24 protein-coding genes and 3 pseudogenes are annotated in these 26,784 nt (G+C 60.8%); 14 read left to right on the forward strand and 13 right to left on the reverse strand.

Translation table 11 applies throughout. From position 1 onward, the window contains the following. The first annotated feature begins 22 nt into the window (after nt 1-22). Nucleotides 23-955 carry a DNA replication terminus site-binding protein gene (gene tus, locus ABLX76_RS20975; protein WP_065882259.1) on the forward strand — a complete coding sequence of 311 codons (933 nt, stop codon included), beginning with the start codon at nt 23-25 and terminating at the stop codon, nt 953-955. On the opposite strand, the gene fumC is transcribed toward tus, so the two are convergent. Together fumC and fumA are read right to left on the reverse strand one after the other, a co-directional pair. Further along, entirely contained in the window at nt 945-2,345 is a 1,401-nt protein-coding gene (gene fumC / locus ABLX76_RS20980) for a class II fumarate hydratase (RefSeq protein ID WP_087849869.1), read from the reverse strand. The genes tus and fumC overlap by 11 nt on opposite strands. Before the next feature lie 337 nt (nt 2,346-2,682). Beyond that, nucleotides 2,683-4,329, reverse strand: a complete 1,647-nt coding sequence (fumA, locus tag ABLX76_RS20985) for a class I fumarate hydratase FumA (RefSeq protein ID WP_023289495.1) — start codon at nt 4,327-4,329, stop codon at nt 2,683-2,685. A gap of 201 nt (nt 4,330-4,530) precedes the next feature. On the opposite strand from fumA, the gene manA reads away from it, so the two are divergent. Both manA and ABLX76_RS20995 read left to right on the forward strand, forming a co-directional pair. Continuing rightward, nucleotides 4,531-5,709 carry a mannose-6-phosphate isomerase gene (manA, locus tag ABLX76_RS20990; RefSeq protein WP_023289494.1) on the forward strand — a complete coding sequence of 393 codons (1,179 nt, stop codon included), beginning with the start codon at nt 4,531-4,533 and terminating at the stop codon, nt 5,707-5,709. 86 nt (nt 5,710-5,795) lie between these two features. Further along, on the forward strand, nt 5,796-7,355 hold the full coding sequence (locus ABLX76_RS20995) for a YdgA family protein (protein WP_348875232.1): 1,560 nt from the start codon (nt 5,796-5,798) through the stop codon (nt 7,353-7,355). Nucleotides 7,356-7,394: 39 nt separating this feature from the next. Here the strand turns inward: ABLX76_RS20995 and ABLX76_RS21000 are convergent. Beyond that, nucleotides 7,395-7,661: pseudogene (locus ABLX76_RS21000) on the reverse strand (substrate-binding domain-containing protein); the annotation flags it as partial. Here ABLX76_RS21000 and ABLX76_RS21005 point away from each other — a divergent pair. Then, nucleotides 7,651-7,740: pseudogene (locus tag ABLX76_RS21005) on the forward strand (hypothetical protein); the annotation flags it as partial. The pseudogenes ABLX76_RS21000 and ABLX76_RS21005 overlap by 11 nt on opposite strands. Before the next feature lie 295 nt (nt 7,741-8,035). After that, nucleotides 8,036-8,239, forward strand: a complete 204-nt coding sequence (ydfZ, locus tag ABLX76_RS21010; RefSeq protein ID WP_004151566.1) for a putative selenium delivery protein YdfZ — start codon at nt 8,036-8,038, stop codon at nt 8,237-8,239. Nucleotides 8,240-8,308: 69 nt separating this feature from the next. On the opposite strand, the gene ABLX76_RS21015 is transcribed toward ydfZ, so the two are convergent. Next, the gene (locus ABLX76_RS21015) at nt 8,309-8,788 is read right to left on the reverse strand and encodes a hypothetical protein (protein ID WP_170927874.1); all 480 of its coding nucleotides are present in this window, start codon (nt 8,786-8,788) and stop codon (nt 8,309-8,311) included. Between the two features lie 239 nt (nt 8,789-9,027). Between ABLX76_RS21015 and ABLX76_RS21020 the strand changes: the two genes are divergently transcribed. The 4 genes from ABLX76_RS21020 (at nt 9,028) to ABLX76_RS21035 (ending at nt 11,570) form a co-directional block, all read left to right on the forward strand. Next, complete coding sequence (locus ABLX76_RS21020; RefSeq protein WP_048297423.1) at nt 9,028-9,381, forward strand: DUF1304 domain-containing protein; 354 nt, start codon at nt 9,028-9,030, stop codon at nt 9,379-9,381. A 103-nt stretch (nt 9,382-9,484) separates the two neighbouring features. Next, a complete protein-coding gene (yedE, locus tag ABLX76_RS21025) occupies nt 9,485-10,696 on the forward strand; it encodes a selenium metabolism membrane protein YedE/FdhT (RefSeq protein WP_023289489.1) in 1,212 nt (403 codons plus the stop codon). Then, nucleotides 10,693-10,926: a sulfurtransferase-like selenium metabolism protein YedF gene (yedF, locus tag ABLX76_RS21030; RefSeq protein ID WP_004204092.1), complete on the forward strand. Its 234-nt coding sequence runs from the start codon at nt 10,693-10,695 to the stop codon at nt 10,924-10,926. Before yedE ends, yedF begins: the two co-directional genes overlap by 4 nt. Nucleotides 10,927-11,177: 251 nt before the next feature. Continuing rightward, nucleotides 11,178-11,570, forward strand: a complete 393-nt coding sequence (locus tag ABLX76_RS21035) for a DUF1398 domain-containing protein (protein ID WP_087827641.1) — start codon at nt 11,178-11,180, stop codon at nt 11,568-11,570. A 39-nt stretch (nt 11,571-11,609) separates the two neighbouring features. Here the strand turns inward: ABLX76_RS21035 and ABLX76_RS21040 are convergent, their stop codons facing one another. Further along, on the reverse strand, nt 11,610-11,768 hold the full coding sequence (locus ABLX76_RS21040) for a YqaE/Pmp3 family membrane protein (protein WP_002903230.1): 159 nt from the start codon (nt 11,766-11,768) through the stop codon (nt 11,610-11,612). 282 nt (nt 11,769-12,050) lie between these two features. Between ABLX76_RS21040 and gap the strand changes: the two genes are divergently transcribed. Beyond that, nucleotides 12,051-13,049, forward strand: coding sequence for a type I glyceraldehyde-3-phosphate dehydrogenase (gene gap, locus ABLX76_RS21045; RefSeq protein ID WP_243805642.1), 999 nt, complete (start codon nt 12,051-12,053; stop codon nt 13,047-13,049). A gap of 48 nt (nt 13,050-13,097) precedes the next feature. On the opposite strand, the gene aldA is transcribed toward gap, so the two are convergent. Beyond that, nucleotides 13,098-14,537, reverse strand: a complete 1,440-nt coding sequence (aldA, locus tag ABLX76_RS21050; protein ID WP_348875235.1) for an aldehyde dehydrogenase — start codon at nt 14,535-14,537, stop codon at nt 13,098-13,100. On the opposite strand from aldA, the gene ABLX76_RS21055 reads away from it, so the two are divergent. Further along, the gene (locus ABLX76_RS21055; protein ID WP_048334914.1) at nt 14,536-14,673 is read left to right on the forward strand and encodes a hypothetical protein; all 138 of its coding nucleotides are present in this window, start codon (nt 14,536-14,538) and stop codon (nt 14,671-14,673) included. The genes aldA and ABLX76_RS21055 overlap by 2 nt on opposite strands. A gap of 61 nt (nt 14,674-14,734) precedes the next feature. Here ABLX76_RS21055 and ABLX76_RS21060 read toward each other — a convergent pair whose 3' ends face one another. Then, nucleotides 14,735-15,535: a YdcF family protein gene (locus tag ABLX76_RS21060; protein ID WP_348875238.1), complete on the reverse strand. Its 801-nt coding sequence runs from the start codon at nt 15,533-15,535 to the stop codon at nt 14,735-14,737. Nucleotides 15,536-15,916: 381 nt separating this feature from the next. Between ABLX76_RS21060 and ABLX76_RS21065 the strand changes: the two genes are divergently transcribed. Beyond that, nucleotides 15,917-17,242 (forward strand): MFS transporter, encoded by a 1,326-nt coding sequence (locus ABLX76_RS21065; RefSeq protein WP_023289485.1) that lies wholly within the window; start codon nt 15,917-15,919, stop codon nt 17,240-17,242. Between the two features lie 199 nt (nt 17,243-17,441). Here ABLX76_RS21065 and ABLX76_RS21070 read toward each other — a convergent pair whose 3' ends face one another. From ABLX76_RS21070 to ABLX76_RS21095, 6 genes are read right to left on the reverse strand one after another with little or no spacing between them, the layout of a single operon-like run. Continuing rightward, nucleotides 17,442-18,872 carry an amino acid permease gene (locus tag ABLX76_RS21070; RefSeq protein ID WP_348875240.1) on the reverse strand — a complete coding sequence of 477 codons (1,431 nt, stop codon included), beginning with the start codon at nt 18,870-18,872 and terminating at the stop codon, nt 17,442-17,444. A gap of 9 nt (nt 18,873-18,881) precedes the next feature. After that, a complete protein-coding gene (astE, locus tag ABLX76_RS21075; RefSeq protein ID WP_032452676.1) occupies nt 18,882-19,877 on the reverse strand; it encodes a succinylglutamate desuccinylase in 996 nt (331 codons plus the stop codon). Between the two features lie 10 nt (nt 19,878-19,887). Further along, on the reverse strand, nt 19,888-21,228 hold the full coding sequence (gene astB / locus ABLX76_RS21080; RefSeq protein WP_262963295.1) for an N-succinylarginine dihydrolase: 1,341 nt from the start codon (nt 21,226-21,228) through the stop codon (nt 19,888-19,890). A gap of 21 nt (nt 21,229-21,249) precedes the next feature. Next, nucleotides 21,250-22,716 carry a succinylglutamate-semialdehyde dehydrogenase gene (astD, locus tag ABLX76_RS21085; protein WP_261901491.1) on the reverse strand — a complete coding sequence of 489 codons (1,467 nt, stop codon included), beginning with the start codon at nt 22,714-22,716 and terminating at the stop codon, nt 21,250-21,252. Continuing rightward, nucleotides 22,707-23,729, reverse strand: a complete 1,023-nt coding sequence (astA, locus tag ABLX76_RS21090) for an arginine N-succinyltransferase (RefSeq protein WP_023289480.1) — start codon at nt 23,727-23,729, stop codon at nt 22,707-22,709. The genes astD and astA overlap by 10 nt, the downstream gene beginning before the upstream one ends. A gap of 18 nt (nt 23,730-23,747) precedes the next feature. Further along, nucleotides 23,748-24,953: a bifunctional succinylornithine transaminase/acetylornithine transaminase gene (locus tag ABLX76_RS21095; RefSeq protein ID WP_023289479.1), complete on the reverse strand. Its 1,206-nt coding sequence runs from the start codon at nt 24,951-24,953 to the stop codon at nt 23,748-23,750. 169 nt (nt 24,954-25,122) lie between these two features. On the opposite strand from ABLX76_RS21095, the pseudogene ABLX76_RS21100 reads away from it, so the two are divergent. Further along, nucleotides 25,123-25,269 (forward strand): annotated as a pseudogene (locus ABLX76_RS21100) (hypothetical protein). Between the two features lie 212 nt (nt 25,270-25,481). Next, on the forward strand, nt 25,482-26,756 hold the full coding sequence (locus ABLX76_RS21105) for a Glu/Leu/Phe/Val dehydrogenase (protein WP_023289478.1): 1,275 nt from the start codon (nt 25,482-25,484) through the stop codon (nt 26,754-26,756). Nucleotides 26,757-26,784: the final 28 nt, after the last annotated feature.

Genomic DNA, 26,784 nt, shown 5'->3' on the forward strand with positions numbered 1-26,784 from the left:
TGTTGTAACTAAGGTGAAGGCGATGGCCAGCTACGACCTCGTTGAACGTCTGAATGATACCTTTCGCCAGATCGAACTGGAGCTGCAGGCGCTGCGCCAGGCGTTAGCGGCCTGCCGGCTGCTGGCGGGCCGGGTGTTTGAGCTGCCGGCGATCAGTAAGGATGCCGAGCACGACCCGCTGGCGAACATTACGGTCGTCCAGCACACCGGCGAGGCGGCGCTGGATCTCGCCCTGCGCCACTACGGCCATCTGTTTATCCAGCAGCAGTCGGAAACCCGCAGCAGCAAAGCCGCCGTCCGCCTGCCGGGCGCTATCTGTCTCCAGGTCTCCGCCGCGGAACAGCAGGCGCTGCTGGCGCGCATTCAGCAGATTAACGCCCTGAAGGCCACCTTCGAGAAAATCGTCACTGTCGACGCTGGCCTGCCCCCCACCGCCCGCTTTGAGTGGGTGCATCGCCATCTGCCTGGGTTAATCACCCTCAGCGCCTATCGCACGCTAACGCCCCTCCTCGACCCGAGCACTATCCGCTTCGGCTGGGCCAATAAGCACGTGATCAAAAATCTGACCCGCGACCAGGTGTTGATGATGCTGGAAAAAAGCCTGCAATCGCCGCGGGCGGTGCCGCCCTGGACCCGCGAGCAGTGGCAGAGCAAACTGGAAAGGGAGTATCAGGATATCGCCGCCCTGCCGCAGCGGGCGCGGCTGAAAATCAAACGGCCGGTGAAAGTGCAGCCGATTGCCCGCGTCTGGTATGCCAGCGAGCAGAAACAGGTGCAGTACGCCTGCCCCAGCCCGCTGATCGCCCTGATGTCCGGTAGCCAGGGGGTCAGCGTGCCGGATATTGGGGAATTGCTCAACTACGATGCCGACAATGTGCAATACCGCTACAAACCGGAGGCGCAGGCGCTGAGATTACTGATCCCTCGTCTGCACCTCTGGCTGGCTAGCGAGTAGCCAGGCTGCCGACCATCTGTTCCGGGCGCACCCAGCTATCGAATTCGGCTTCCGTCAGGTAGCCCAGCGCCAGCGCCGAAGCCTTCAGGGTCAGCCCCTCATGGTGCGCTTTTTTGGCGATCTCCGCCGCTTTATCATAGCCGATATGGGTATTTAGCGCGGTCACCAGCATCAGCGACTCGTTGAGCAGCTGGGTGATCCGCTCACGATTCGGCTCAATCCCCACCGCACAGTGCTCGTTAAAGCTCGTCATGCCGTCCGCCAGCAGACGCACCGACTGCAGGAAGTTGTGAATGACCATCGGCCGATAGACGTTGAGCTCAAAGTTACCCGAGGCGCCGCCGATATTCACCGCCACGTCGTTACCCATCACCTGGCAGCAGACCATGGTCAGGGCCTCGCACTGCGTCGGGTTGACCTTACCGGGCATAATCGATGACCCAGGCTCGTTTTCCGGGATGGCGATTTCGCCAATCCCGCAGCGCGGCCCGGAGGCCAGCCAGCGGACATCGTTAGCGATTTTCATCAGCGAGGCCGCCAGACCTTTCAGCGCGCCGTGGGCATGGACCAGGGCATCGACAGTGGCCAGCGCTTCGAATTTATTCGGCGCGGTGACAAACGACTGTCCGCTGAGCGAGGCCAGCTCGGCCGCCACCCGCACGGCATATTCCGGATGCGTATTCAGCCCGGTCCCCACCGCCGTCCCGCCCAGCGCCAGCTCGGCAAGGTGCGGCTGGCTGGCTTCAAGATGCTTCAGGCTATGGTCCAGCATCGCCACCCAGCCGGAGATTTCCTGGCCTAAGGTGAGCGGCGTGGCGTCCTGCAGATGGGTGCGACCGATCTTCACGATATCCCTGAAGGCCACCGCTTTTTCGTTGAGCGTGGCCCGCAGCGCCTGCAGCGACGGGAGCAACTTTTCCCGCAGGGCGACCAGCGCCGCGACGTGCATGGCGGTGGGGAACACATCGTTCGAGCTCTGGCTTTTATTGACATCGTCATTGGGGTGGATTTTTCGCGCCATCCCCCGCTCCCCGCCGAGTAGTTCACTGGCGCGGTTAGCCAGCACCTCGTTCATATTCATATTGCTCTGGGTGCCGGAACCGGTCTGCCAGATAGCCAGCGGGAACTCCTGGGGATGTTTTCCGGCCAGCACTTCGTCAGCGGCGGCGACGATCGCCCCGGCTTTCTCCGCCGTCAGCAGGCCAAGATCCTGATTGACCTTCGCCGCCGCCCGCTTGGTCAGCGCGAGGGCATATATCAGTTCCCCGGGCATTTTTTCGGTCGAGATGCGGAAATGCTCCAGCGAACGCTGGGTCTGGGCGCCCCAGAGTTTATCGGCCGGGACGTCGATGGCGCCCATCGAGTCTTTTTCACTGCGATGCGTTGTCATTACTTTCTCCTTGGATGAAAAGTGCGTCATAGCGACAAAGCTCACCTGCTTAAAAGAGTAAGTATTGGCCAGATTGATAAGTTGTTTTGGTGGTTCGTGCCGCAAAGCGGCATAAAAAAGCCGCCCCGAAGGGCGGCCCGGACGGCTGACAACGTGCCATCTTCAGCGATTGCCCGGCGGCGCTGCGCTGGCGCGGGCCGACAGGGAATGGCATACCCGGTTGATATTGCTGTTTTCGTAGGCCGGGCAAGGCGAAAGCCGCCACCCGGCAGAAGGCGCGCACGATAACGAAAACAGGTTTGTCATCGGCCAGAGCCGCCCCGAAGGGCGGCCAGGTTTATTTCACGCAGCGGGCGCACTGCGACGTCTGGATCTGCTGGAAGAAGTCGTTGCCTTTATCATCGACGAGGATAAACGCCGGGAAGTCTTCCACTTCGATTTTCCAGATCGCCTCCATCCCCAGTTCCGGATACGCCACGCACTCCAGGCTGCGGATGCTCTGCTGAGCCAGTACCGCCGCCGGGCCGCCGATGCTGCCGAGGTAGAAACCGCCGTGCTTGTGGCAGGCGTCGGTGACCTGCTGGCTGCGGTTGCCTTTCGCCAGCATGATCTTACTCGCGCCGTGAGACTGCAGCAGATCGACGTAAGAGTCCATGCGGCCTGCGGTGGTCGGGCCGAGGGAGCCGGAGGCGTAACCGTCCGGCGTCTTGGCCGGGCCGGCGTAGTAGATCGGGTGATCTTTCACGTACTGCGGCAGTTCCTCGCCGTTATCGATAAGCTCTTTCAGCTTGGCGTGGGCGATGTCGCGGGCGACGATAATGGTGCCGCTCAGCGACAGACGGGTGGAGACCGGGTACTGCGACAGCAGCGCCAGGATCTCGCTCATCGGCTGGTTAAGGTTCACCTTCACCGCTTCGCCTTCGCCGGCCTGGCGCAAATGCTCAGGGATATATTTCCCCGGATTGCTCTCCAGCTTCTCGATCCAGATGCCGTCGCGGTTGATTTTGGCTTTGATGTTGCGGTCGGCGGAACAGGAAACCCCCATCCCTACCGGACAGGAGGCGCCGTGGCGCGGCAGGCGGATCACCCGGATATCGTGGGCGAAGTATTTGCCGCCGAACTGCGCGCCGAGGCCGAGGTTTTGCGCCTCCACCAGCAGCTCCTGCTCCAGCTGAATGTCGCGGAACGCCTGGCCATGCTCATTACCTTCGGTCGGCAGACCATCGTAGTATTTGGTGGACGCCAGCTTGACGGTCTTCAGCGTCGCTTCCGCCGAGGTACCGCCGATGACAAAGGCGATGTGGTACGGCGGGCAGGCAGCGGTACCAAGGGTACGCATCTTCTCCACCAGATAGTTTTTCAGCTTCGCCGGGGTGATCAGCGCTTTGGTTTCCTGGTAGAGATAGGTTTTGTTCGCCGAGCCGCCGCCTTTGGCGATACAGAGGAATTTGTACTCATCGCCATCGGTAGCATAGAGGTCGATCTGCGCCGGCAGGTTGGTGCCGGTGTTGACCTCTTTATACATATCCAGCGGGGCGTTCTGCGAATAGCGCAGGTTGTCCTGGATGTAGGTGTTGTATACCCCCTGCGCCAGCGCGGCTTCGTCGCCGCCGCCGGTCCAGACGCGCTGGCCTTTTTTACCCATGATGATGGCGGTGCCGGTGTCCTGGCAGGTAGGCAGAATGCCTTTGGCGGCGATATCGGAGTTGCGCAGGAACTGCAGGGCGACGTATTTGTCGTTTTCGCTGGCTTCCGGGTCGTTAAGGATATCCGCTACCTGCTGCTGATGGGCCGGGCGAAGCATAAAGGAGGCGTCGTGGAAGGCATGTTGCGCCAGAAGGGTCAGCGCCTGAGGGTCAACTTTTAGCACTTCCTGGCCGGCAAATTCGGCGACGGAGACGTAATCACTGCTGAGGAGATAATACTCGGTGTCATCCTTTTTGAGGGGAAAAGGATCCTGGTAAACAAACGGTTTATTCGACATTGTACTCTCACTTACTGCTTTGGCTGATTATGTTTCAGGCAGGGACTCCATGTGCCTGTAGAAAAGCGAGTCGATCAATTTTACACAATTTTTTAACAAAAACTGAGACAGGGACGACTTTTTCTTTCAGCAGTTGCTTCTCCAGCGTTTGCTGGTTTAATAGGGCGATAAATTTTACTTTGATTGAAACAGGGATTGAGAATGCAAAAGCTGATTAACGCCGTGCAGAACTATGCATGGGGAAGCCACACCGCCTTAACTGAACTGTATGGCATCGCCAACCCGGACAACCTGCCGATGGCAGAGCTGTGGATGGGGGCGCATCCGAAGAGCAGCTCGCAGATCCTGGCGGCAGACGGCCAGCCGCGTTCGCTGCGCGAAGTGATTGATGCGGACAAAGCCGCCCTGCTCGGCGACAAAGTGGCGCAACGCTTCGGTGAACTGCCGTTCCTGTTTAAAGTGCTGTGCGCCGCGCAGCCCCTCTCCATTCAGGTCCATCCTAACAAGCAGGCCTCCGAAGAGGGTTTCGCCCGCGAGAACGCCGCCGGCATCCCCCTCTCCGCCGCCGAACGTAACTATAAAGATCCGAACCACAAGCCGGAGCTGGTCTTCGCCCTGACCCCGTTCCTGGCGATGAACGCGTTTCGCGAGTTCAGCGAGATTGTCAGCCTGCTGCAGCCGGTGGCTAACGCGCACCCGGCGATCGGCGCCTTCCTGCAGCAGCCGGACGCGGCTCGCCTGAGCCAGCTGTTTGCCAGCCTGCTGAATATGCAGGGCGAGGAAAAAGCGCAGGCGCTGCAGGCGCTGCGCGAGGTGCTGGACCGCGAACAGGGCGAACCGTGGCAGACCATCCGCCTGATCGCCGAATTTTATCCCGACGACAGCGGACTTTTCTCCCCGCTGCTGCTGAACGTGGTGAAGCTGAATCCGGGCGAAGCGATGTTCCTGTTTGCCGAAACGCCGCACGCGTATCTGCAGGGGGTGGCGCTGGAGGTGATGGCCAACTCGGATAACGTGCTGCGCGCTGGCCTGACGCCGAAGTACATTGATATCCCTGAGCTGGTGGCCAACGTCAAGTTCGAGGCCAAACCGGCGGGTGAGCTGCTGACCCAGCCGCAGCGGCACGGCGCGGAGCTGGACTTCCCGATCCCGGTGGAAGATTTTGCCTTCTCGCTGCACGATCTCTCCGCCGAGGCCAGCGATCTGGCCCAGGCGAGCGCGGCGATCGTTTTCTGCGTCGACGGCGAAGCCCTGCTGCGCAAAGGCGACCAGAGCCTGACCCTCAAGCCGGGCGAATCTGCCTTTGTGGCCGCCAATGAGTCGCCGGTGCAGGTCAGCGGCCATGGCCGCGTGGCGCGCGTGTTCAATAAGCTCCAGTAAACGACAGACCTTTCAGGTCGCGCTTACTGATTATGACAACTCAGCCAGGCGGTCTCTCCGCCTGGCTTCATTTATGGACAAATGCTATGAAAAAATCGCTGGTCGCAGCAGGAATCATCGTGGCGCTGGGCGTGGTATGGACAGGCGGCGCCTGGTACACCGGCAAACAGCTGGAAGGCCGGATTGCCGATATGGTGCAGCAGGCTAACGCGCAGTTACGCAGCAGCGCGCCTGAGTCAGGTCTGGAGCTGAGCTATCAGGACTACCAGCGCGGGCTGTTCAGCAGCCATCTGCAGCTGGTGGTGAAGCCGATCGCCGGTCAGGCTAACGGCTGGCTGGCCGCCGGGCAGAGCGTGGTGCTTGACGAGGTGGTCGATCACGGCCCCTTCCCGCTGGCCTCGTTAAAAACCTTTAATCTGGCCCCGGCGATGGCCTCGGTCCACACCACGCTGGTGAAAAACGACGCCAGCCAGGCGCTGTTCGAGATAGCCAAAGGCAATACCCCCTTTACTGTCGATACGCGCATCGCCTACAGCGGCGACAGCCAGTCGGCGATCGTCCTCAATGCCCTCGACTACGCCAAAGGGGATGAGAAAGTCACCTTCAGCGGCGGCGAGTTCCAGCTCGACGCCGACCGCGACGGCAAAAACATCAGCCTGAAGGGCCAGGCCGGCAGCGGCCAGATCGATGCTCTCAACGAATATAATCAGAAGGTGCAGCTGCGCTTCGTCAACCTGACCACCGACGGCGCCACCGAGCTGGCCAGCTTCAACGAGCGTATCGGCCAGCAAAAAATGACCCTCGATAAACTGGCCATCAGCGTCGAAGGCAAAGAGCTGGCACTGGTTGACGGCATGGCGCTGGACGGCGGCTCCACGCTGACCAAGGACGGCAAAGGCGTGAACAGCCAGGTGAACTACACCGTCAACAGCCTGAAGCTGCAGGGTCAGGATATGGGTAGCGGCAAACTGACGCTGAAAATGGATAACGTCGACGGTCAGGCGTGGCACCAGTTCAGCCAGCAGTACAGCGCGCAGTCTCAGGCGCTGCTGGCGAAACCAGAGCTGGCGCAGAACCCGGAGCTGTATCAGCAGGCGCTTACCGAAACCCTGTTCAATGCGCTGCCGATCCTGCTTAAGGGCAATCCGTCGGTGACTATCTCACCGCTGAGCTGGCGCAATGCCAAAGGCGAAAGCAGCCTCAACCTCTCGGTGCTGCTGAAAGATCCGGCCCAGGTGACCGCCCCGCCGCAGACCCTGGCGGACAGCCTGGATCGCGTGGTGCAGTCCCTTGACGGCAAAGTGGTGATCCCGGTGGATATGGCGACGGAGTTTATGACTAAGATCGCCGGTCTGGAAGGCTACCAGCCAGCCGACGCCGCCAAACTCGCCGATCAGCAGGTCAAAGGCCTGGCGGCGATGGGCCAGATGTTCCGCATCACCACCATGGAAGATAACGCCATCAGCAGCAGCCTGCAGTACGCGAACGGCCAGGTGACGCTGAACGGCCAGAAAATGCCGCTGGAGGATTTTGCCGCGATGTTTGGTCTCGAAGCGCCTTCGTTACCGGACAGCGCGCCGCAGGAGGGCCAGCCGCAGCAGGATGACGCCGCGCCTCAGCAGGACGACGCCGCCCCGCAGCCGTAACTTATCGGCTCAGGAGACGGCCACCGCGCGCCGTCTCCGTCATTTTCTCGTCACCAGCCGCGGGGGCATGATCTGATTTCGCGTCTCGCCCGCGCCCTCCTCCAGCCGCCGCAGCATCGACTCCGCCAGCGTTTTTCCCATCTCGCGCGCCGGGGTGGTGACCCAGGTGAGCGGCAGGTCGTCAAGCGCGGCCTCAGGCACATCGGCGAACGCCGCCAGCGCCACCCGCTGCTCGAAGTAGCTGTCGACGCCATCTTCACCACTCTGCCTTCCGGCGCGCAGCAGACCGAACCACGCGCCGGTCGCCGGGCAGAAGGTGGCGATTATGCCGGGGTATACCTATGGTCCCGAAGGCAATGGCTTTCTGCGCCTCAATGTCGGCTAGCTGGAGCGCGGTGTCGCTGGGCTGATAGCCGCCCTGCGCAGCCTTATCTGATGCGCCGGCAAAGTGAATTATCTGGTCGTCAAACCCTATCCTGCCTGCCAGATGGCTGGCAGGATGATCGAGGCTTTTCCCTCGGCGCAGGCAAACCCTGTAGCGGCCATGAATGACTCTCGCGCCCGGCTGATGTCGGCATTATTAAAATAATTTTGATATTCCTCAAAACTTTTTTAGGCAGGAAGCGGTATTAATTTGGCCGCTTAATCATTGCTTACACTGGTTTATTGAGGAGGAGAGCATGAAAACCTATGACCGTAATCGTAACGCTATTGCCACCGGCAGCATGGTCATGATCGCCGGTAACGGTACGACGGGCGTGATTAAAGCGATCCATGGCGAGGGGAAAACCGCCGAGCAGCTGCGTCGGGCGGACTGCGTGGAAATCGACGGCTGCGAGGGCCGCTTCTGTCCGTTAGATCTGATCCGTCTCGGTTTCCATTAATCCCTGCCGCCAGGGCAACATGAGCAGGCCACCCAGGGTGGCCTCTCTTTACCGGCCTGATACAGGCGCTTAGCGAAAGCTCCACTGAATACTCATCACAAAGATCGCCGGGAGAATAATCCCGCCCTCGACGCCGAAATAATCGGTAAAGTTATACTGCAGACCATGATAGATATAGGGCGAAAAACCGACGCCGGTGATTTTTTTGGCGGTGCGGTAGGTACCTGAGTCGCCGCAGTGGCTGAAAGCGTCAAAGAAAAATTCTCCGGTATAGGCATACACCCCTTTCAGCAGCCAGCCGGTGTCGTTTTTCAGCCAGTCGCGGCGCACGCCGAGGGTCAGACAGCGATCGTCGAAGCTGTTTTTCATGGTGCCGACCAGCGCGCTGTATTTTGAAACCGCTGAAAACTTGCGCTCCACCGAGAAAAAGTTGTTGTTGAAATGCTCGTTATATTGTCCGTGGTTGCCGGTCATGTGATAAACATAGGAACCGGTATTCATCGAATAGAGATTTAATTCCCCGGCCTGCGCCGACGGCATGGCAACCAACAGCAGCCCGGATAACACAAGCCATAATTTATTCAACATTCAGTAACCTACGCCACACCCGTAAAAAAAGAACCCGGCATACTATCACCGCTAAGCTAAACCAAAGGGCAATCAGATAAACCGGCGCTCGTCGCGGCAGGCAAACATGACGCTATATGCACTATAGCAGTCGCCCTCTCGCCTGGTGAGCGCCAGCGGCTATACTGCAGACACATTCATCTCATCGATTAAGGACTGCTGTGTTAGCCACTCTCCTCGTTGCGCTGGTCGCTATTATTCATCTCGCCATCCTGGTGCTGGAGATGTTTTTCTGGGAAGCGCCCGCCGGGCGCCGGGCCTTTAACCTCAGCGCCGATTTCGCCCGGGAAACCCGGGTGCTGGCGGCCAACCAGGGGTTGTATAACGGTTTCCTGGCCGCCGGCCTGGCGTGGGGGCTGTGGCTGGGGGAGTCCGGCGAGCCGGTGGTGATCTTTTTCCTCGCCTGCGTGCTGGCCGCCGGGATATTCGGCGCGCTGACCGCCAGCCGCAAAATTCTCTATATTCAGGCGCTGCCCGCGCTGCTGGCGCTGCTGGCGGTGCTGACGCAGGGGTAGGGCCTTGATCTTAAACAGAGAAAGCTGGCGGTAAGGCGGATACTATGTGCCCCCTTCGGTCGGTCATCGACCTTTAATACCTTCTGAGTTCAGAGGCATTTTTATGACATGGCAATCCTTCAAACAGGCCTGGCTTATCCGGTTCTGGTCCCCCGTCCCGGCGGTCATCGCCGCGGGCATTCTCTCAACCTACTATTTTGGCATCACCGGCACCTTCTGGGCGGTGACCGGCGAATTTACCCGCTGGGGTGGCCAGCTGCTGCAGCTGCTGGGGGTCCACAGCGAACAGTGGGGCTATTATCAGCTGATCCATCTCGACGGGACGCCGCTGACCCGCATCGACGGCAGGATGATCATCGGCATGTTCGGCGGCTGCCTGGCGGCGGCGCTGTGGGCCAATAACGTCAAATTGCGCTTGCCACGCAGCCGGATCCGCATTGTGCAGGCCGTAGCCGGGGGTATCATCGCCGGGTTCGGCGCGCGGCTGGCGATGGGCTGCAACCTGGCGGCCTTTTTCACCGGCATTCCGCAGTTCTCCCTGCACGCCTGGCTGTTTGCCATCGCCACCGCCATCGGCTCCTGGTTTGGCGCTCGCTTCACCCTGCTGCCTCTTTTTCGCATACCGGTAAAAATGCAAAAGGTATCCGCTGCTTCGCCGTTAACCCAAAAACCGCAGCAGGCGCGCCGCCGTTTCCGCCTGGGCATGGTGATCTTTTTCGCCATGATCGGCTGGGGCCTGCTCACCGCCGCAGACCACCCTGCGCTCGGCCTGGCGATGCTGTTCGGCATCGGCTTCGGTCTGCTTATCGAGCGCGCGCAGATCTGCTTCACCTCCGCCTTTCGCGATATGTGGATCACCGGCCGGACGGTGATGGCGAAGGCGATAATCTTCGGCATGGCGGCGAGCGCCATCGGCATCTTCAGCTATGTGCAACTGGGGATGGCGCCGAAAATCATGTGGGCCGGTCCTAACGCGGCGATTGGCGGGCTGCTGTTTGGCTTTGGCATCGTGCTGGCCGGCGGCTGTGAAACCGGCTGGATGTACCGGGCGGTGGAAGGCCAGGTTCACTACTGGTGGGTGGGGCTGGGAAACGTTATCGGCTCCACGCTGCTCGCCTGGTGCTGGGACGATATCGCCGCCCCGCTCGCCACCCACTGGCAAAAGGTCAACCTGCTGAACGCTTTTGGTCCCTTCGGCGGACTGCTGGCGACCTATCTGCTGCTGCTGATCGCCCTGCTGCTGGTGATCGCCTGGGAGAGACATTTTTTCCGCCGCCAGTCGGCAGCGGTCCGGACCGCGAAGGAGAGCGCATGAAGAACATCATCCCTGATTATCGCCTGGACATGGTCGGCGAGCCCTGCCCCTATCCGGCGGTCGCCACCCTGGAGGCGATGCCCTCCCTGCAAAAAGGCGAGATCCTCGAAGTGATTAGCGACTGTCCGCAGTCGATCAATAACATTCCGCTTGATGCCAGGAACCATGGCTATACGGTGCTGGATATTCAGCAGGATGGCCCGACCATTCGCTATCTGATCCAGAAGTAACCCGTTTTCCCGCCGGCGACCTTCATCGCCGGCATGGGTTTCCCTGTCTCCCGTCACGCCATTTCCTCACCACCAGAGGGGCCGTGCAGGCAAACGATTGCAATACATTGTAACACTTGAAACGATGTTCCAGTTATCCAATAACCCTTAATATAACGCGCCTATATTATTAAAATACGAATAAGTAACTTCGTGAATGGTTTCTGCCGCTACCGGCCAAAGCCGCGCACCGCAACACAATAAGGATAGAAATGGAACTGCTGGCCAGGCTGGGTCATTTTTTTGAGCAAGTGCGTTCAGATGCCGATTTTTCCACCTTCGCCAGTGAACTGCGTCGGCATCAGGTCTCGTGTTATATCTACTTTGTCTCTACCGGCAATATGAATTTCGTGATGGCCAACGACGAGGTGATCACGATAAAAAGCGCCCGCGGCCTGCTGCGCGTGCGCAGCGCCCCCAGCCATCGGCTGACCTCGGCCGCGGTCATCCGCCATTTTGCCGGCGCCATCAACTTTGAACAGTACTGCAGGGATCTCGCCAGCGCCGGGGTGTTTAAGTGGAGCGTCGACCTGGACGAGGAGACTCGCCACTACTGGTCGAAGGAAAACAGGCTGCTGTATAAAGAGAGCCTGATTCCCCCCTGAGCGGGTCCCAGGGGGAAGCCTGGCCTGAGGGGCCAGCCCTTAATCGCGGGTCTGCACCCAGAAGGCGTGGATCAGGCCTGGAATATAGCCCAGCAGGGTCAGAATAATGTTGAGAATAAACGCCCAGCCGAAACCTTTCCCCAGCAGTACCCCCAGCGGCGGCAGAATGATAGTAAAAACGATTCTCCAGAATCCCATAAGCTCTCCCTTCATCTAACGGCAACATTTTACTAAGTTATTCAATAGTTAAGCATAGACGCTTTTCACCGCTTCGCCAGCAGGCGGCCCCCTCATCTCCGGTAACAAAAATTATTCCCTGCCGTCACGGATAAAAAAGCCCGCCAAAACATCCACTTTTGTGGCTCATGCTGCGGGCCCGGCAGCGAACCGCACAGATTGTCAGTTGACCTGGCTGCGAGTCAGGACTAAGCCTGGAGGAGTTTTATCACATCGAGTCGTTTTACCAACCGGAGAATATCCATGAGTAAACTTGGGATTAATGGATTTGGTCGTATCGGACGTCTGGTGTTACGCCGTTTATTAGAAGTCGACAGCAACCTCGAGGTGGTGGCTATCAACGACCTCACCTCGCCAAAAGTACTGGCCTACCTGCTAAAGCATGATTCAAACTACGGCCCCTTCCCGTGGAGCGTCGACTTCACGGAAGATGCGCTGATCGTCAACGGTAAGACCATCACCGTGTATGCCGAAAAAGAGGCGCAGCATATTCCGTGGCAGGCGGCGGGCGCGGAAGTGATTGTGGAGTGTACCGGGTTCTACACCTCGGCAGAGAAATCGCAGGCCCATCTCCAGGCCGGCGCGCGCAAGGTGCTGATTTCCGCCCCTGCCGGCGAGATGAAAACCATCGTCTATAACGTCAACGATGACACCCTGACGCCGGATGACACCATCATCTCCGTCGCCTCCTGCACCACCAACTGCCTGGCGCCGATGGCCAAAGTCCTGCAGGATGCCTTCGGCATCACCGTAGGCACCATGACCACTATCCACGCCTATACCGGCACCCAGTCGCTGGTGGACGGGCCGCGCGGTAAAGATCTGCGCGCCTCCAGGGCGGCGGCGGAAAACGTCATCCCGCACACTACCGGCGCGGCCAAGGCTATCGGCCTGGTGATCCCCGCCCTGAGCGGGAAGCTGAAAGGCCATGCCCAGCGCGTACCGACCAAAACCGGCTCAGTGACGGAGCTGGTGTCGGTGCTGGAGAAAAAAGTGACTGCGGATGAGGTCAATCAGGCGATGAAGCAGGCAGCAGAGGGCAATGAATCCTTTGGCTACACCGAAGAAGAGATTGTCTCTTCCGATATCATCGGCAGCCATTTCGGTTCAATCTACGATGCCACCCAGCTGGAGATTGTGGAGGCCGGCGGCGTACAGCTGGTGAAAACCGTCGCCTGGTACGATAACGAATATGGCTTTGTCACCCAGCTGATCCGCGTGCTGGAGAAATTTGCCCGCTAAGTGAACGGCGGACAGCCTGCGCTGCCCGCCGATTCTGCATTGAGCGCCTCAGGCCTGCAGATAGACCACCTGAGTCTGCAGGTACTCATTCAGGCCATGGCGGCCATCTGCGCCGCCGATCCCCGATTTACGCCAGCCGGCGTGGAATCCCTGCATCGCCTCAAAGTTCTCGCGGTTGATATAGGTTTCGCCGAATTTCAGCCCCTTAATCGCCTTCATCGCCACATTAAGATCGCGGGTATAGATCGAGGAGGTCAGGCCATAATCGCTGTCATTGGCCATCGCCAGCGCTTCATCGAGCGTCGAAAACGCCACCACCGGCAGCACCGGCCCGAAGGTTTCCTCATGGATAATATCCATCTCCTGACGCACATCCAGCAGCAGGGTCGGCGGATAAAAATAGCCTTTCCCCTCCTGCGGCTGACCGCCCAGCGCGACCCGCGCCCCCTGCGCCACCGCCTTTGCCACTTTGCGCGCCACCTGATCCCGCGCGGCGGCGTTAATCAGCGGCCCCATGGCGATGTCATCGCGCGCCGCCGGGTCGCCAAACTGCACAGCCTTCATCGCCTCGCCGAGGCGGTTGACGAAGCGATCGTAAATCCCCTGCTGAACATAGACCCGCTCGACGCAGTTGCACACCTGCCCGGTATTGATCACCCGCGAGTCCACCACCGCCTTCACCGCCAGCTCCAGATCCGCATCGTCCATGACGATGGCCGGCGCTTTGCCGCCGAGCTCGAGGCACACTTTGGTGATATTTTTTGCCGCGGCGGCCATGATTTTCTCCCCCGCCGCTACGCTGCCGGTCATGCTGACCATCGCCACCTTCGGATTGCCGGCCAGCTCCTGGCCGACGGTTTCCCCACGGCCGAGCACCAGGTTAAAGACCCCTTTCGGCAGCCCAACCTGGTGGACGATCTCGGCGAAAGCGATGGCGTTATTGGGCGTGAGTTCGCTGGGCTTAATGACGATAGTGTTGCCGGTGATCAGCGCCGGCGCCAGCTTGCGGGCGATAAGAAAGAACGGGAAGTTCCACGGCAGGATCCCGGTGGTCACCCCCAGCGCGCGTTTGAAGACGAGGATATTTTCCCCGGGACGGTCGCTCTGCACGATCTCCCCTTCATAACGCCGCGCCCATTCGGCCATGTAGTCGAGATAGTCGGCGGTAAACGCAACCTCCACCGCCGCCAGCTGTTGGATCTTGCCCCCTTCAGCGACGATCAGCCCGGCGATGTCGTCGGCACGCTGACGAATGCCAGCGGCAATTTTGCGCAGCCAGCCCGCGCGCTCAATGGCCGGCAGCGCCTCCCAGGCCGGCTGGGCGCGCTCTGCGGCGTCAATCGCCAGCCGCGCCTCTTCCGCAGTCCCGTCCGGGATCCGCGACAGCAGCGCTTCAGTCGCCGGGTTAAGCACGTCGATCCAGCCGTCGCCGCGACCGGTAACGAACTGGCCATCAATATACATTGGGTGTTGAACGGGTGCTGTCATGGCTGCTCCTGTGGTGCATTTGTATTTAACAAGTGATTTTTTTGTTAAATATCGGGCGGATAAGCCGTGGCTTCGCAGCACGTTGGCGCATTTCTGTGAGCTGATTCATAAAACCGGGCCAAAAATGGCCGGTTGAGGTTACATTTCAATAACACAAATTGCCCGTTTGCGATAAATCTGCCGCAAACGGGCATTTTTCAGCCGAGGATGCGGGCCTGCAGCGCCCCGGCAAGCCGGTCATCCTCCCGCAGCTGTCGCCAGGCGTCGAGGATCGCCGGCGGGAAGGTCACGTGGCTGATAAAGTCTTTCCCCCGCGGACCGTACCCTCCAGGGGAATCCTGCAGGCGCGGCAGCTCGCCCAGCAGCAGCGCGAGGTAGCGGGTCACCGGCCACAGCCCCGCCCCGCCGCCCGCAAACCCCAGCTGGCCGTCGGTCTGCTCCAGCACCGGCGAGCAGCCGGGAAAGCTCAGCCACTGCGGCGGCGTCGTCTCCCCCTGCCAGACGCGGGCGAAGGTGGCCATCGTCCGCCGCTGCATGGTGGGGTCCTGAATGACGATCCCGCGACGATGGGGGATCCCCCGGCTCTCCAGCATTGTGCGGGTAAAGCGCGCGTTTTCCCCGCAGTTGGTCGACCGATCCTCCACCACCAGCCGCGGGCGAGGAATGTGCCAGAAGTCATGCGCAATATCCGCCAGAATATGCGCTTCCGGGCGGCCCTCCACCGCGAGCGAACGGTAGCGGGGATCCTCGCGCACCGCCTCATACAGAAAACCGGTGGAGTGTCCTACGCCGCCGCTGATCAGCAGCGGAACCTCCTGCTCCGCCGCCAGCCGGCAGGCGGCGTCGATGGTGGGGATCACAGCATTGCCAGCCAGCACCACCACATCCACTGCCGGCGGCGCGGTCAGCGTCGCCAGATCGTTCTGCGCCAGCCAGCCGCCAGTCAGGTTAGCCGCCGCCAGCGTCGTCGCCGACAGCGGGGGAAATTGTTCTGCCATTCTGATCTCCTTAATCACCTCTCAGCCGCGCAGAGAGGATAGTCCGGCCATCATAAACGCCGCCTGCCGGGGCGCAAAGCGACGTCGATTTGTAACCATTTTGAAATAACAAGAAACATCTAAAAACACACAGGTTGCACCTGAATAACTGACCATGAAAATAACAAAAAACAGCAAAAACAGGTGGAAAATAAAAATTTACCTCGCGGTTACACCAGACAAAAGCGCGTTTTCTCGTCCGCGTTGCCGAGGGATAACTTGCCAATTGTAACCATCAACTCTAAGTTGCTTAACAATTACACAACCTTTTTCACATCAGGTTGCACCCTGCACGCACAGAGTGACACCTGACCTTTTACCGTGGCGGGAGAACGTTTCGTAATGAGCAATCCAGAAAGCAACACTGCATCCATTCTGCAGAAAAACAAGAAGGTCCTGATCGCGAGCCTGACCGGCAGCGCCATCGAATGGTTCGATTATTTTCTCTATGGCACCGCCGCCGCGCTGGTGTTTAACAAAATCTTCTTTCCAATGGTCGACCCGGTCATCGGCTTGATCCTCTCCTGGCTCTCCTTTTCGCTCACCTTTTTTATCCGCCCCATCGGCGGGGTCATTTTCGCCCACATCGGCGATCGCATCGGTCGCAAGAAGACGCTGGTGCTGACCCTGTCGCTGATGGGCAGCGCCACGGTGGCCATTGGCCTGCTGCCCACCTACGAGATGGTGGGCCTGTGGGCGCCCGCCCTGCTGATTACCCTGCGCATTATTCAGGGCATGGGTATCGGCGGCGAATGGGGCGGCGCGCTGCTGCTGGCCTACGAATACGCCCCGGAAAAGCGGAAAGGCTTTTTCGGCAGTATTCCTCAGGCCGGCGTGACCATCGGCATGCTGATGGCGACCTTTATCGTCTCGCTGATGACCCTGTTCGATGAGGCGCAGTTTCTTGCCTGGGGCTGGCGCATTCCGTTTCTGCTCAGCTCCGTCCTCGTTTTCCTCGGCCTGTGGATCCGCAAAGATATCGACGAAACGCCCGCCTTTAAGCAGGTGAAACAGTCTGGCCAGGTGGCGAAGGCTCCGCTGCGCGTGACGCTCAAACACCACTGGCGGGAGGTGCTGATCGCCGCGGGTCTGAAAGTGGTGGAGACCGCCCCCTTCTATATCTTCTCTACCTTTGTGGTCAGCTACGCCACTACCACCCTGAGCTATCAGAAGTCGCAGGCGCTGGAATCCGTCACCCTGGGCGCGCTGGTGGCCACCGTGATGATCCCGCTGATGGGGCTGCTGTCCGACAAGGTGGGCCGGCAAAAGATGTACACCCTGAGCGTGGTGCTGCTGGGGCTGTTTATCGTCCCGTGGTTCCTGCTGCTCGACACCGGCACCAGCTGGGGCATTATGCTGGCGACGATCGTTGCCTTCGGCATCCTGTGGGCGCCGGTGACTGCGGTGCTGGGTACCCTGTGCTCAGAGATTTTCAGCGCCAATGTGCGCTACACCGGGATCACCCTGGGTTACCAGTTGGGCGCCGCGCTGGCCGGGGGCACCGCGCCGCTTATCGCCACCGGTCTGCTGGCGAAATACGATGGTGACTGGCGACCGGTGGCCATCTACCTGGGCGTTACGGTGGCGATTTCGCTGCTGGCGATATTCTGCGCCAGCCGGATGAAATCCGTCCCTGGCGCGGCGCGCCCCCGGGCGGAAAGCGCCTAACCGCAGCCGGTCCGGGTCGACCATCCTGCCCGGCGGCGCTGCGCTTGCGCGGGCCTACAGGGAGATCGCGCCTCGTGGGAAACCGCTCATCCCAGGCTCAGTAAGACAGTAGGCCCGGTAAGGCGCCAGCCGCCACCGGGCAGACAAACGAGAACAACGGTTAAGACGAATTGTAGCCGGCCGCCAGGGCCGGCGGGTGTCAGGCGCTCTGATTGTCCAGCTGAAGCTGCCCCTCGCGCCGCTGCTTCAGCTTCCAGAAGGCCCACAGCGCGATAAACCACAGCGGAGAAGCCAGCAGCGCCAGCAGCGTGTCCGGGTCAAAGATCATGATGAAGATGGCGAACGCGAAGAACAGCAGGCTCACCCAGCTCATCGCCACGCCAAAGGGCATCTTAAAGATCGAACCGGCGTGCAGGTCCGGACGCTGACGGCGATAAACCAGATAGGCCACGAGGATCATCCCCCAGCTGAACACCACCATAATCGCCGCCAGGGTCGAGACGATGGTAAACAGGGTCATCACATTCGGCACCAGGAACAGCAGCAGCGTACCGATCAGCATACAGAAGCAGGAAAACAGCAGGCTGCGCACCGGGATGCGGGTGCTGCGCGACAGAATGCGGAACTGCCAGTGCGCATGCTTCTCCACCGACAGGCCGTACAGCATGCGGGTGCTGGAGAAGACCCCGCTGTTGGCCGAGGACATCGCCGAGGTCAGCGCCACGAAGTTAATCACCGCCGCCGCCGCGGGCAGCCCGGCTTTGGCAAACAGCGTCACGAAGGGGCTGGTCTCCGCCGACACTCCCGGCCAGGAGGCGACAGCGATGATCACCACCATCGACAGCAGATAGAAGATGATAATCCGCAGCGGCAGGGCATTGATCGCCTTGGGCAAAATGCGCTGTGGATCGCGGGTCTCCGCCGTCATCGTCCCCAGCAGTTCAATGCCGGTAAAGGAGAAGATCGCTATCTGGAAGCCGGCGAAAAAGCCGGTGACACCGTGAGGCATAAAGGCCGTCGGGTCGGTGAGATGGCTCAGAGAAGCCGTCACGCCGTCCGGAGAGGTCCAGCCGGTGGCAATCATCCAGCCGCCGGTGGCGATCAGGGCGATAATGGTGATCACCTTGATCAGGGCGAACCAGAACTCCGCCTCGCCAAACATTTTCACCGACAGCAGGTTGAGCAGAAACAGGATAGCCAGCATGCTGAGGGCCGGCATCCACGCCGACAGCTCGGGGAACCAGTACTGCATATAGCTCCCGCACACCACCACGTCGGCGATACAGGTCACCACCCAGCTCAGCCAGTAGGTCCAGCCGAGATAAAAGCTGGCCTGCGGTCCGAGATATTCGCCGACAAAGTCGGCAAACGAGCGGTAGTCATGGCGGGTGAGCAGCAGCTCCCCCATCGCCCGCATCACCATATAGGTAAAGAACCCGACCAGCACATAGATAACCAGAATCGAGGTGCCGGCGACGGCGATGTTGCGCCCTGCCCCCATAAACAGCCCGGTGCCGATGGCGCCGCCGAGGGCGATCATCTGGATATGGCGGGCGCCAAGCCCGCGCTTAAGCTGTGACGCGCCTTCACCTCCGGCGGCAGATGGCGCCTGATGTTGATGTTCAGTCATGGTGTTTCCTCAGGCTGGTTGCGGGAGGCGAAGCGCCGCGGCGCGGAGCAGCAGCCCGGCGCGCTGGCCGGTGGCGACCCCGGCATTGGGAAAGAGGATATAGGGGGCCCGGGCCTGCACCACCCACCGTTTCTCTGCCTGGCGGGCGATCTCATACCCTGCCGGGAGCGCGGTGAAGTTCTCGACGTTGGCCGCCAGATTGAGCGTAAATTCCCCTTCGCGCTTGATGATGCTCTCCTCGACCAGGAAGTAATCCACCGGCGCTTTGTCGCGCGGTGGCAGCGGCGCGTCAGAAATCCAGGCCCGGATCGCCGCGTCGGCGGCGGCGAACAGGCTGAGATCGTTGGCGCCGAACGGCATCACTTTTCCCAGCTCAAGGGTGGCGCTTTGCGCGGCGAACTTTTCGCAGGTGAAATGAGTGAAGGTGCCGCCCGCTTCGGTATGGCGCACGATGGCGTCCATCCCGCTGGCCTGCAGCAGCTGGTAGAAGCCGGGCGAAAAATCCTCCGCGTGAGCCGGGAGCAGTGCAAACTGGCGATACAGCGACCCGCGAATGGCGGTATGCATATCGAGATGACTGCGGCTGACCGGCCCCGCCGCGTCGGCGGCGCGATAGAAGGCTTGCACCGCCTGCTCGAGGGCAAAAGCCCGCCGCGACTCATTGCCCGGGGAGACCGCCAGATGGCGGCCGCCGAACAGGCGATTGAGGTCGTTGTGCAGATAGCGACGCGCGGCGCGGATCGCCGGCAGGTTACCAAAGACGATCAGCAGCGCCTGGGTGAGCGGCTGCCGCCCCTGGCTCAGATCGTGGGTCAGCTGCAGCAGCAGCTCGGTCGGCGCGGTCTCATTGCCATGGACGCCAGCGGAGAGGATCGTCGCCTGACGCCACGGCGTGGACGGCAGCAGCTGCAGGATGCCCTCGCCCAGCCAGCGGGCCTCGATGTCCGCCGGAAAGGTCCACTCCTGCAGGCGGCAGTGCAGTAAATCGTTAACCAGATGCTCCATCTGCCGCTCCTTAACGCTGAAAATCATAGACAGGGCCCAGACGCAGGATCTGCGTCAGCTCATCCAGCGCCTGATAAACCTCGCTCAGCAGCTGCGGGTCCGCCAGATCGCGGGCGTGCAGCCGGTCACGGTAGTGTTTTTCCACCCACGCCGTCAGCTGCTGGTAACGTTCGTCGTTCATCAGGCTGTGGGCGTTGACCGCGTCGCGCTCCGCCTCGTTGAGCACCACCCGCAGCCGCAGGCAGGCCGGGCCGCCGCCGTTGCGCATGCTTTCCCGCAGGTCAAAAACCGCCACTTCATCGATCGGCGAGGCGCTGTCGGCCGCCAGGTCGCCCAGGTAGCGCCAGACGTTTTCCCGCTGCCGGCACTCCTCTGGCACCACGATCAGCATCTTGCCGTCGGGTTTGCTCAGCAGTTGGCTGTTGAACAGATATGAGGCTACGGCGTCATCAAGCGACACCCGCTCGTCCGGCACTTCCACGCTGGTAAACGGGATATCGAGACGGTCGCTTTTTGCCCGCAGCGTCGCCAATACTGTCGACTGTTCGACAAACGCCTGCTGATGGTGGAACAGCACATGGCGATTGCTGACCGCGATAACGTCGTTATGAAACACGCCGCGATCGATAGCCTGCGGCGCCTGCTGGGCAAACACCGTATAGCGCGGATCCAGCTGGTGCAGACGGGCCACCGCTTCGCTGGCCTCCAGGGTCTGCCGCGCCGGATACTTCACCGGGGCGATGCCGCCGCTGGCGCGTCGACCATAGACAAACAGCTGCACGCCCTGACGATCGTACTCCCGGCAGAAGCGGTTATGGTTGGCCGCCCCTTCGTCGCCGAGGTCGCCATGCTGCGGTAGCGCCGCGTGATGGGCGAAGTAGCGCGGATCGGCGAAGGTGGCGCGCAGGATCGCCGAGGTGGTGGGCGCCTCCTGCATGCGGTGCAGCTTATTGTTCAGGTTGGCGACAGTGAAATGGACTTTGCCATCGGCGCTGTCCGCCGACGGCGAAACGGTCGCCGCGTTGGCGGTCCACATCGACGAGGCGGAGCTGAAGGCGGAGAGCAGCTGCGGCGCCGCCTGGGCCGCCTGGCGGATGACCTGCTCATCGCTACCCTCGAATCCCAGGTCGCGCAGCAGGCGCAGGTTCGGCCGCGGCTGCGGCGGCAGGATCCCCTGCACGAATCCGCGGTCGGCCAGGGCTTTCATTTTATACAGCCCCTGCAGCGCGGCCTTTTTAGGGTTAGAGAGACCATCGCGGTTATTTTGCGAGGCTTCATTGCCGACGGAGAGTCCGGCATAGTGGTGCGTCGGGCCGACCAGGCCATCAAAGTTAGCTTCAAAACCAGACATATGTCCTCACAGGATCCGTTATCAGAATGGCAGGCCCGGCGATACCGTCGCCGGGAGCGTCAGCGTGTCGCTGACCAGAGAGGCCATCGGCCAGGCACAGTAATCGGCGGCGTACCACGCTGCCGCCCGGTGGTTGCCGGAGGCGCCCACCCCGCCAAACGGCGCTTTACTGGAAGCGCCGGTCAGCGGCTTGTTCCAGTTGACGATCCCGGCTCGCGCCTCGTCCGCCAGCTGGTCAAACTGCACCGCATCACTGGAGATCAGCCCCACGGCCAGGCCATAGCGGGTCTGGTTGGCGAGGCGAATCGCCTCCGGGAAGTCGTCGTAACGGATAACCGTCAGCAGCGGACCAAAGTACTCTTCATCCGGCACCTCGATACCGGTGACGTCGACGATCCCCGGGGTCAGCACCGTGGAGTGCGGGTCAGGCTGGCGCATACGCAGCAGCACCTTGCCGCCGAGCGCCTCCAGTTTCTGCTGCGCCGCCAGCATGTTCTGCGCCGCCTCAAGGGAAATCACCCCGCCCATAAACGGCGCCGGCTGGTCATCCCATTTCCCGGCGCGGATCTGCGCGCTGGCCTCCACCAGTCGCCGCAGCAGCGCATCCCCCTGCTCGCCGCGCTGAACGATCAGCCGGCGCGCGCAGGTGCAGCGTTGTCCGGCGGAGATAAACGCCGACTGGATAATCACATGCAGCGCCGCATCGACATCGGCCACGTCGGCCACAATCAGCGCGTTGTTGCCGCCCATCTCGAGGGCCAGCATCTTCTCCGGCTGACCGCCGAAGTAGCGATGGAAGTGGAAACCCGCCGCCGCGCTGCCGGTGAACAGTACGCCGTCGATATCGCGGTTTTCCAGCAGCGCCTGGCCGGTGGCTTTCCCGCCCTGCAGCAGGTTAATCACCCCGTCGGGGACGCCCGCCTGCTGCCACAGCTGGACCGTCAGTTCCGCAGTGGCCGGCGTCAGCTCGCTGGGTTTAAACACCACGGTGTTACCGGCGATCAGCGCCGGAATGATATGCCCGTTGGGCAGATGGCCCGGGAAGTTGTAGGGACCGAAGACCGCCATCACGCCGTGCGGCTTATGGCGCAGCTGCGCTTTACCGTCCGGCAGGGTCGACTCGTGAAAGCCTGTCCGCTGGTGATAGGCCTCGACGGAGATGGCGGCTTTGCCGATCATCGCCTGCACTTCGGTGCGGGTCTCCCACAGCGGCTTGCTGGTCTCCCGGGAAATCAGGGTCGCCAGCGCCTCTTTGTGCGTCTCCAGCAGCGCGGCGAAACGCTGGACGACGTCAATACGCTCGGCCAGCGGGCGGTGCGACCAGGGATAAAACGCCGCCCGCGCCGCGGCACAGGCCGCCTGGACGTCGTCGGCCCCCGCGCTGGCCGCCTGCCACAGCAGAGATTGATCCTCCGGGGCCAGTTTACTCATCGTAGCGCCGCTGCCCGGCTGCCACTGCCCGGCTATGAACTGTGCTTTTACCGCCATGATCTGTTTTCCTCTGGGTTCAGGGTTACCGTGTAAACGCGGTCGGTTTCAGTGACCTGCAGCGCATCCAGCGCAGCGGCGTCCAGTGAGACCTGCTCTTCGTGGGCCACCAGCAGCGCCCGAAAATTGTCGAACTGACCGTTGGCGACCAGGGTCGGCGCCGACAGCGTGCCCGTCAGCTGCTGAGCCGGCAGGCACTGGCAGTCGCGCACGGCGCGGATCTGATCGGTCTCCGCCTCCAGCACCGGACCGGCATCGAAAATATCCACCGAGCCGCGCCAGCTGAACCCCTCTTTCTCGAGGATCGCCCGCGCCGGGGCGGTGTTGGGATGCACCTGACCGATGACCTGACGGGCATTCTCCGGCAGCAGCGAGATATAGATCGGGTACGCCGGCATCAGCTCGGCAATAAAGGTTTTCATGCCGGTGCCGGTCAGCCGGTCGGCATCGGCGAACGGAATCTCGAAGAAGTGATGGCCCAGCGCATCCCAGAACGGCGACTGCCCTTGCTCATCGCTGCAGCCGCGCAGTTCGGCAAACAGGTGCGGCGAAAACCACTCGCGGAAGGCGGCGATAAACAAAAACCGCGCCTTGGAGAGCAGCAGACCGTTGCGGTTGCGCTGATACCCGGGGTCGAGAAACAGCGTACACAGCTCGCTGTGACCGGTGTGGTCATAGCTCAGATTGAGCAGCTCCTGAGGCTTATAGACTCCCAGCGCTTTCGAGGCGCGAACCGTTTTCTGAATGCGAAAATTGTAAAACGGCTCGTCCAGGCCCACCGCCACCTCAATGGCGCTGACCCCCACCACCCGCTCCAGCGCGGTGTCTTCCAGCACAAACAGAAAGCCTTGCTGGCCGCGCGGCAGCGCGCCGGCGAAGGTGTCAATGCTGCGGCGTATCCGGGCGGCCAGGCGCCCGGCATCATGGGGTAAAGAGGTCATGCCGACCCCCGCCCGCGCGGCAAGGCGGACGATGTCGTCAAGATCGTTTTCCCTTACGGGACGAAATAGTATCACAGGCCGTCCTCCCGGTTAGCGGGTTAAGCGGGCAACGGCGCGATCAAGGCGCACGAAGGCTTGCGCAATATCCGCCAGCGGGATATTGAGCGCCGGCGCGAAGCGCAGCACGTCCGGACCGGCAATCAGGGCGATCACCCCCTCTTCCGCCGCCAGGTTGGTCAGGGTTTTGGCCTTCCCGCGCAGCGGTCCGGCCAGCTCGGCGCCGATCAGCAGACCGGCGCCGCGCACGGCGCTGAACGCATCGTAGCGGGCAGAGAGGGCATTCAGCTGGTCGACGATCAGCGCATGGCGCTCGCCGACCCCCGCCAGCAGCGGCGCATCCAGATGGGCCAGCACGGCGTTGGCGACGGTCGCCGCCAGCGGGTTACCGCCGAAGGTGGTGCCATGGGTGCCTGGCTGGAAGACCTGCGCCCAGGCCTCTTTCGCCAGCATCGCGCCGATCGGGAAGCCGCCCCCCAGCCCTTTGGCGCTGGTGAGGATGTCCGGGACGACGTTGTAATGCTGGTAGGCGTAGAGATGGCCGGTACGCCCGGCGCCGGTCTGCACCTCATCGAATATCAGGGTGGCGTGATGGCGATCGCAGAGGGCGCGCAGCGCCTGGAGGAACGCCGGGTCCGCCGGGATCACCCCGCCTTCGCCGATAATCGGCTCGACGATCACCGCGCAGGTACGTGAGGAGATCGCCGCGGTGACCGCCTCGATATCGTTATAGGGCAGATGGGTAATGCCCTGCGGCAGCGGCGCATAATCGCTGGAATATTTCGGCTGGCCGCCGACGGAGACGGTGAACAGCGTGCGGCCATGGAAGGCGTGGTTGAAGGCGATGATTTCGCTTTTTTCACCGCCGAACTTATCGTGGGCATATTTCCGCGCCAGCTTAAGGGCCGCCTCGTTCGCTTCAGCGCCGGAGTTGCAGAAGAACACCTTGTCGGCAAAGGTGGACTGCACCAGGGTTTTCGCCAGCTGCAGCACCGGTTCGTTGGTATAACCATTGCCGATATGCCACAGTTTCGCCAGCTGACCCTGCAGGGCCTCAGCCAGCGCCGGGTGGGCATGGCCGAGGGCGTTCACTGCGATGCCGCCGGCCATATCGATATACTCTTTCCCCTGCTGGTCCCAGACGCGGGAGCCCGCCGCCCTCACCGGAATAAACGGCGCGGGGGCAAAACAGGGAACCAGGTAAGCGTCAAAATCTTCGCGAGTCATACTGCCTGACATCATTCATCTCCGGAACGTAAGACGACGGAAAACGCTCCCGCCGCGTTGGACAATCGACATTAACCCTGACCCTCGGCTTATTTTGGGCACGAGCGCGCCCGCTGCGATGGTAAAAATATTCACCACAGAAAAGTTAAGCCCTATTATTTTTACGGGTATTTGTTAATTCATGGTTAACGCCATGTTGTTGTGTGGGCTAATGCTGGCCTGTGAACAATAAGATTGTCAATATGGGGAAACGCAATTTATTCACTTTTTGAAGATCATCAAGATAATGAAAAACATAGAAAAAATATTTTCTTATGCACTTAAGTGAATAAAAAGTGAATTAAAATGCACAGCTTGCGGGTGGTTCTCGTGCGTAGTTATTCACTTAAAAAATAAAATTTCTAACAAAAATTTAAAAATCGGAATTGCCGTCAAATACCGCTTTATAAAATTGGTGATACCATTCATTGCACAGAGTTTACTGCTGTAGCTATTCCACGGTTTTACACGACATAAATAACACTGAGAAACAGGACTCTTATGGAAAAGTTATCTTACGCATCTGAAAGTAGTACATCTCCATGGACCACCTACCTGCGCCAGATCGACCGTGTCGCGCCTTATCTCGGCGATCTTGCCTACTGGGTGGAAACCCTGCGCCATCCGAAGCGTGCGCTGATCGTCGACATCCCTGTGCAGATGGACGACGGCACCATTCGCCACTTCGAGGGCTATCGCGTTCAGCACAATCTTTCGCGTGGGCCGGGTAAAGGTGGTGTTCGCTACCATCCTGATGTTGATCTTAACGAAGTCATGGCACTTTCTGCCTGGATGACCATTAAGTGCGCCGCGGTCAATATTCCTTACGGCGGGGCCAAAGGCGGCATCCGCGTCGACCCCTTCTCGCTGTCGGAAGGTGAACTGGAACGCCTGACTCGCCGCTATACCAGCGAAATCGGCATTATCATCGGGCCGCAGAAAGATATTCCGGCGCCGGACGTTGGCACCAACGGCAAAGTGATGGCGTGGATGATGGACACCTACTCCATGAACCATGGCACCACCATCACCGGCGTGGTCACCGGCAAGCCGATCCACCTCGGCGGCTCCCTCGGTCGTGAAAAAGCCACCGGACGCGGCGTGTTCGTCACCGGCCGGGAAGTGGCCCGTCGCGCCGGCATCGAAATTGAAGGCGCTAAAGTGGCGCTGCAGGGCTTTGGTAACGTCGGTAGCGAAGCGGCGCGCCTGTTCGCCGGCGTCGGCGCCCGCGTAGTGGTCATTCAGGATCACACCGCCACCCTGTACAACGAAGGCGGGATTGATATGGCCGCCCTCACCGCCTGGCAGGCGGAGAAAAAGCAGATCGCCGGTTTCCCGGGCGCCCAGGAGATCGATAAAGAGGCGTTCTGGACCACCCCGATGGACATCCTGATCCCGGCGGCGCTGGAAGGGCAAATCACCCGCGAGCGCGCTGAGAAGCTGAGCTGCAAACTGGTGCTGGAAGGGGCTAACGGCCCAACCTATCCGGAAGCGGACGATGTGCTGGCCGAGCGCGGGGTGATCGTGGTGCCGGACGTTATCTGCAACGCCGGCGGGGTGACCGTCAGCTACTTTGAGTGGGTGCAGGACATGGCCAGCTTCTTCTGGAGCGAAGAGGAGATCAACGCCAAGATGGACCGCATCATGACCGACGCCATTATTCACGTCTGCGATAAAGCGGCCGAGAAAGAATGTACCCTGCGTACCGCCGCCTATATCGTGGCCTGCGAGCGCATCCTGATGGCGCGTAAAGACCGCGGCATCTACCCGGGCTGATCCCCGTCAGGGAGCGAATCAGGGGTGG

This window comes from Klebsiella sp. JB_Kp004, from assembly GCF_040065795.1.
Taxonomy (GTDB): Bacteria; Pseudomonadota; Gammaproteobacteria; order Enterobacterales; family Enterobacteriaceae; genus Klebsiella; species Klebsiella quasipneumoniae.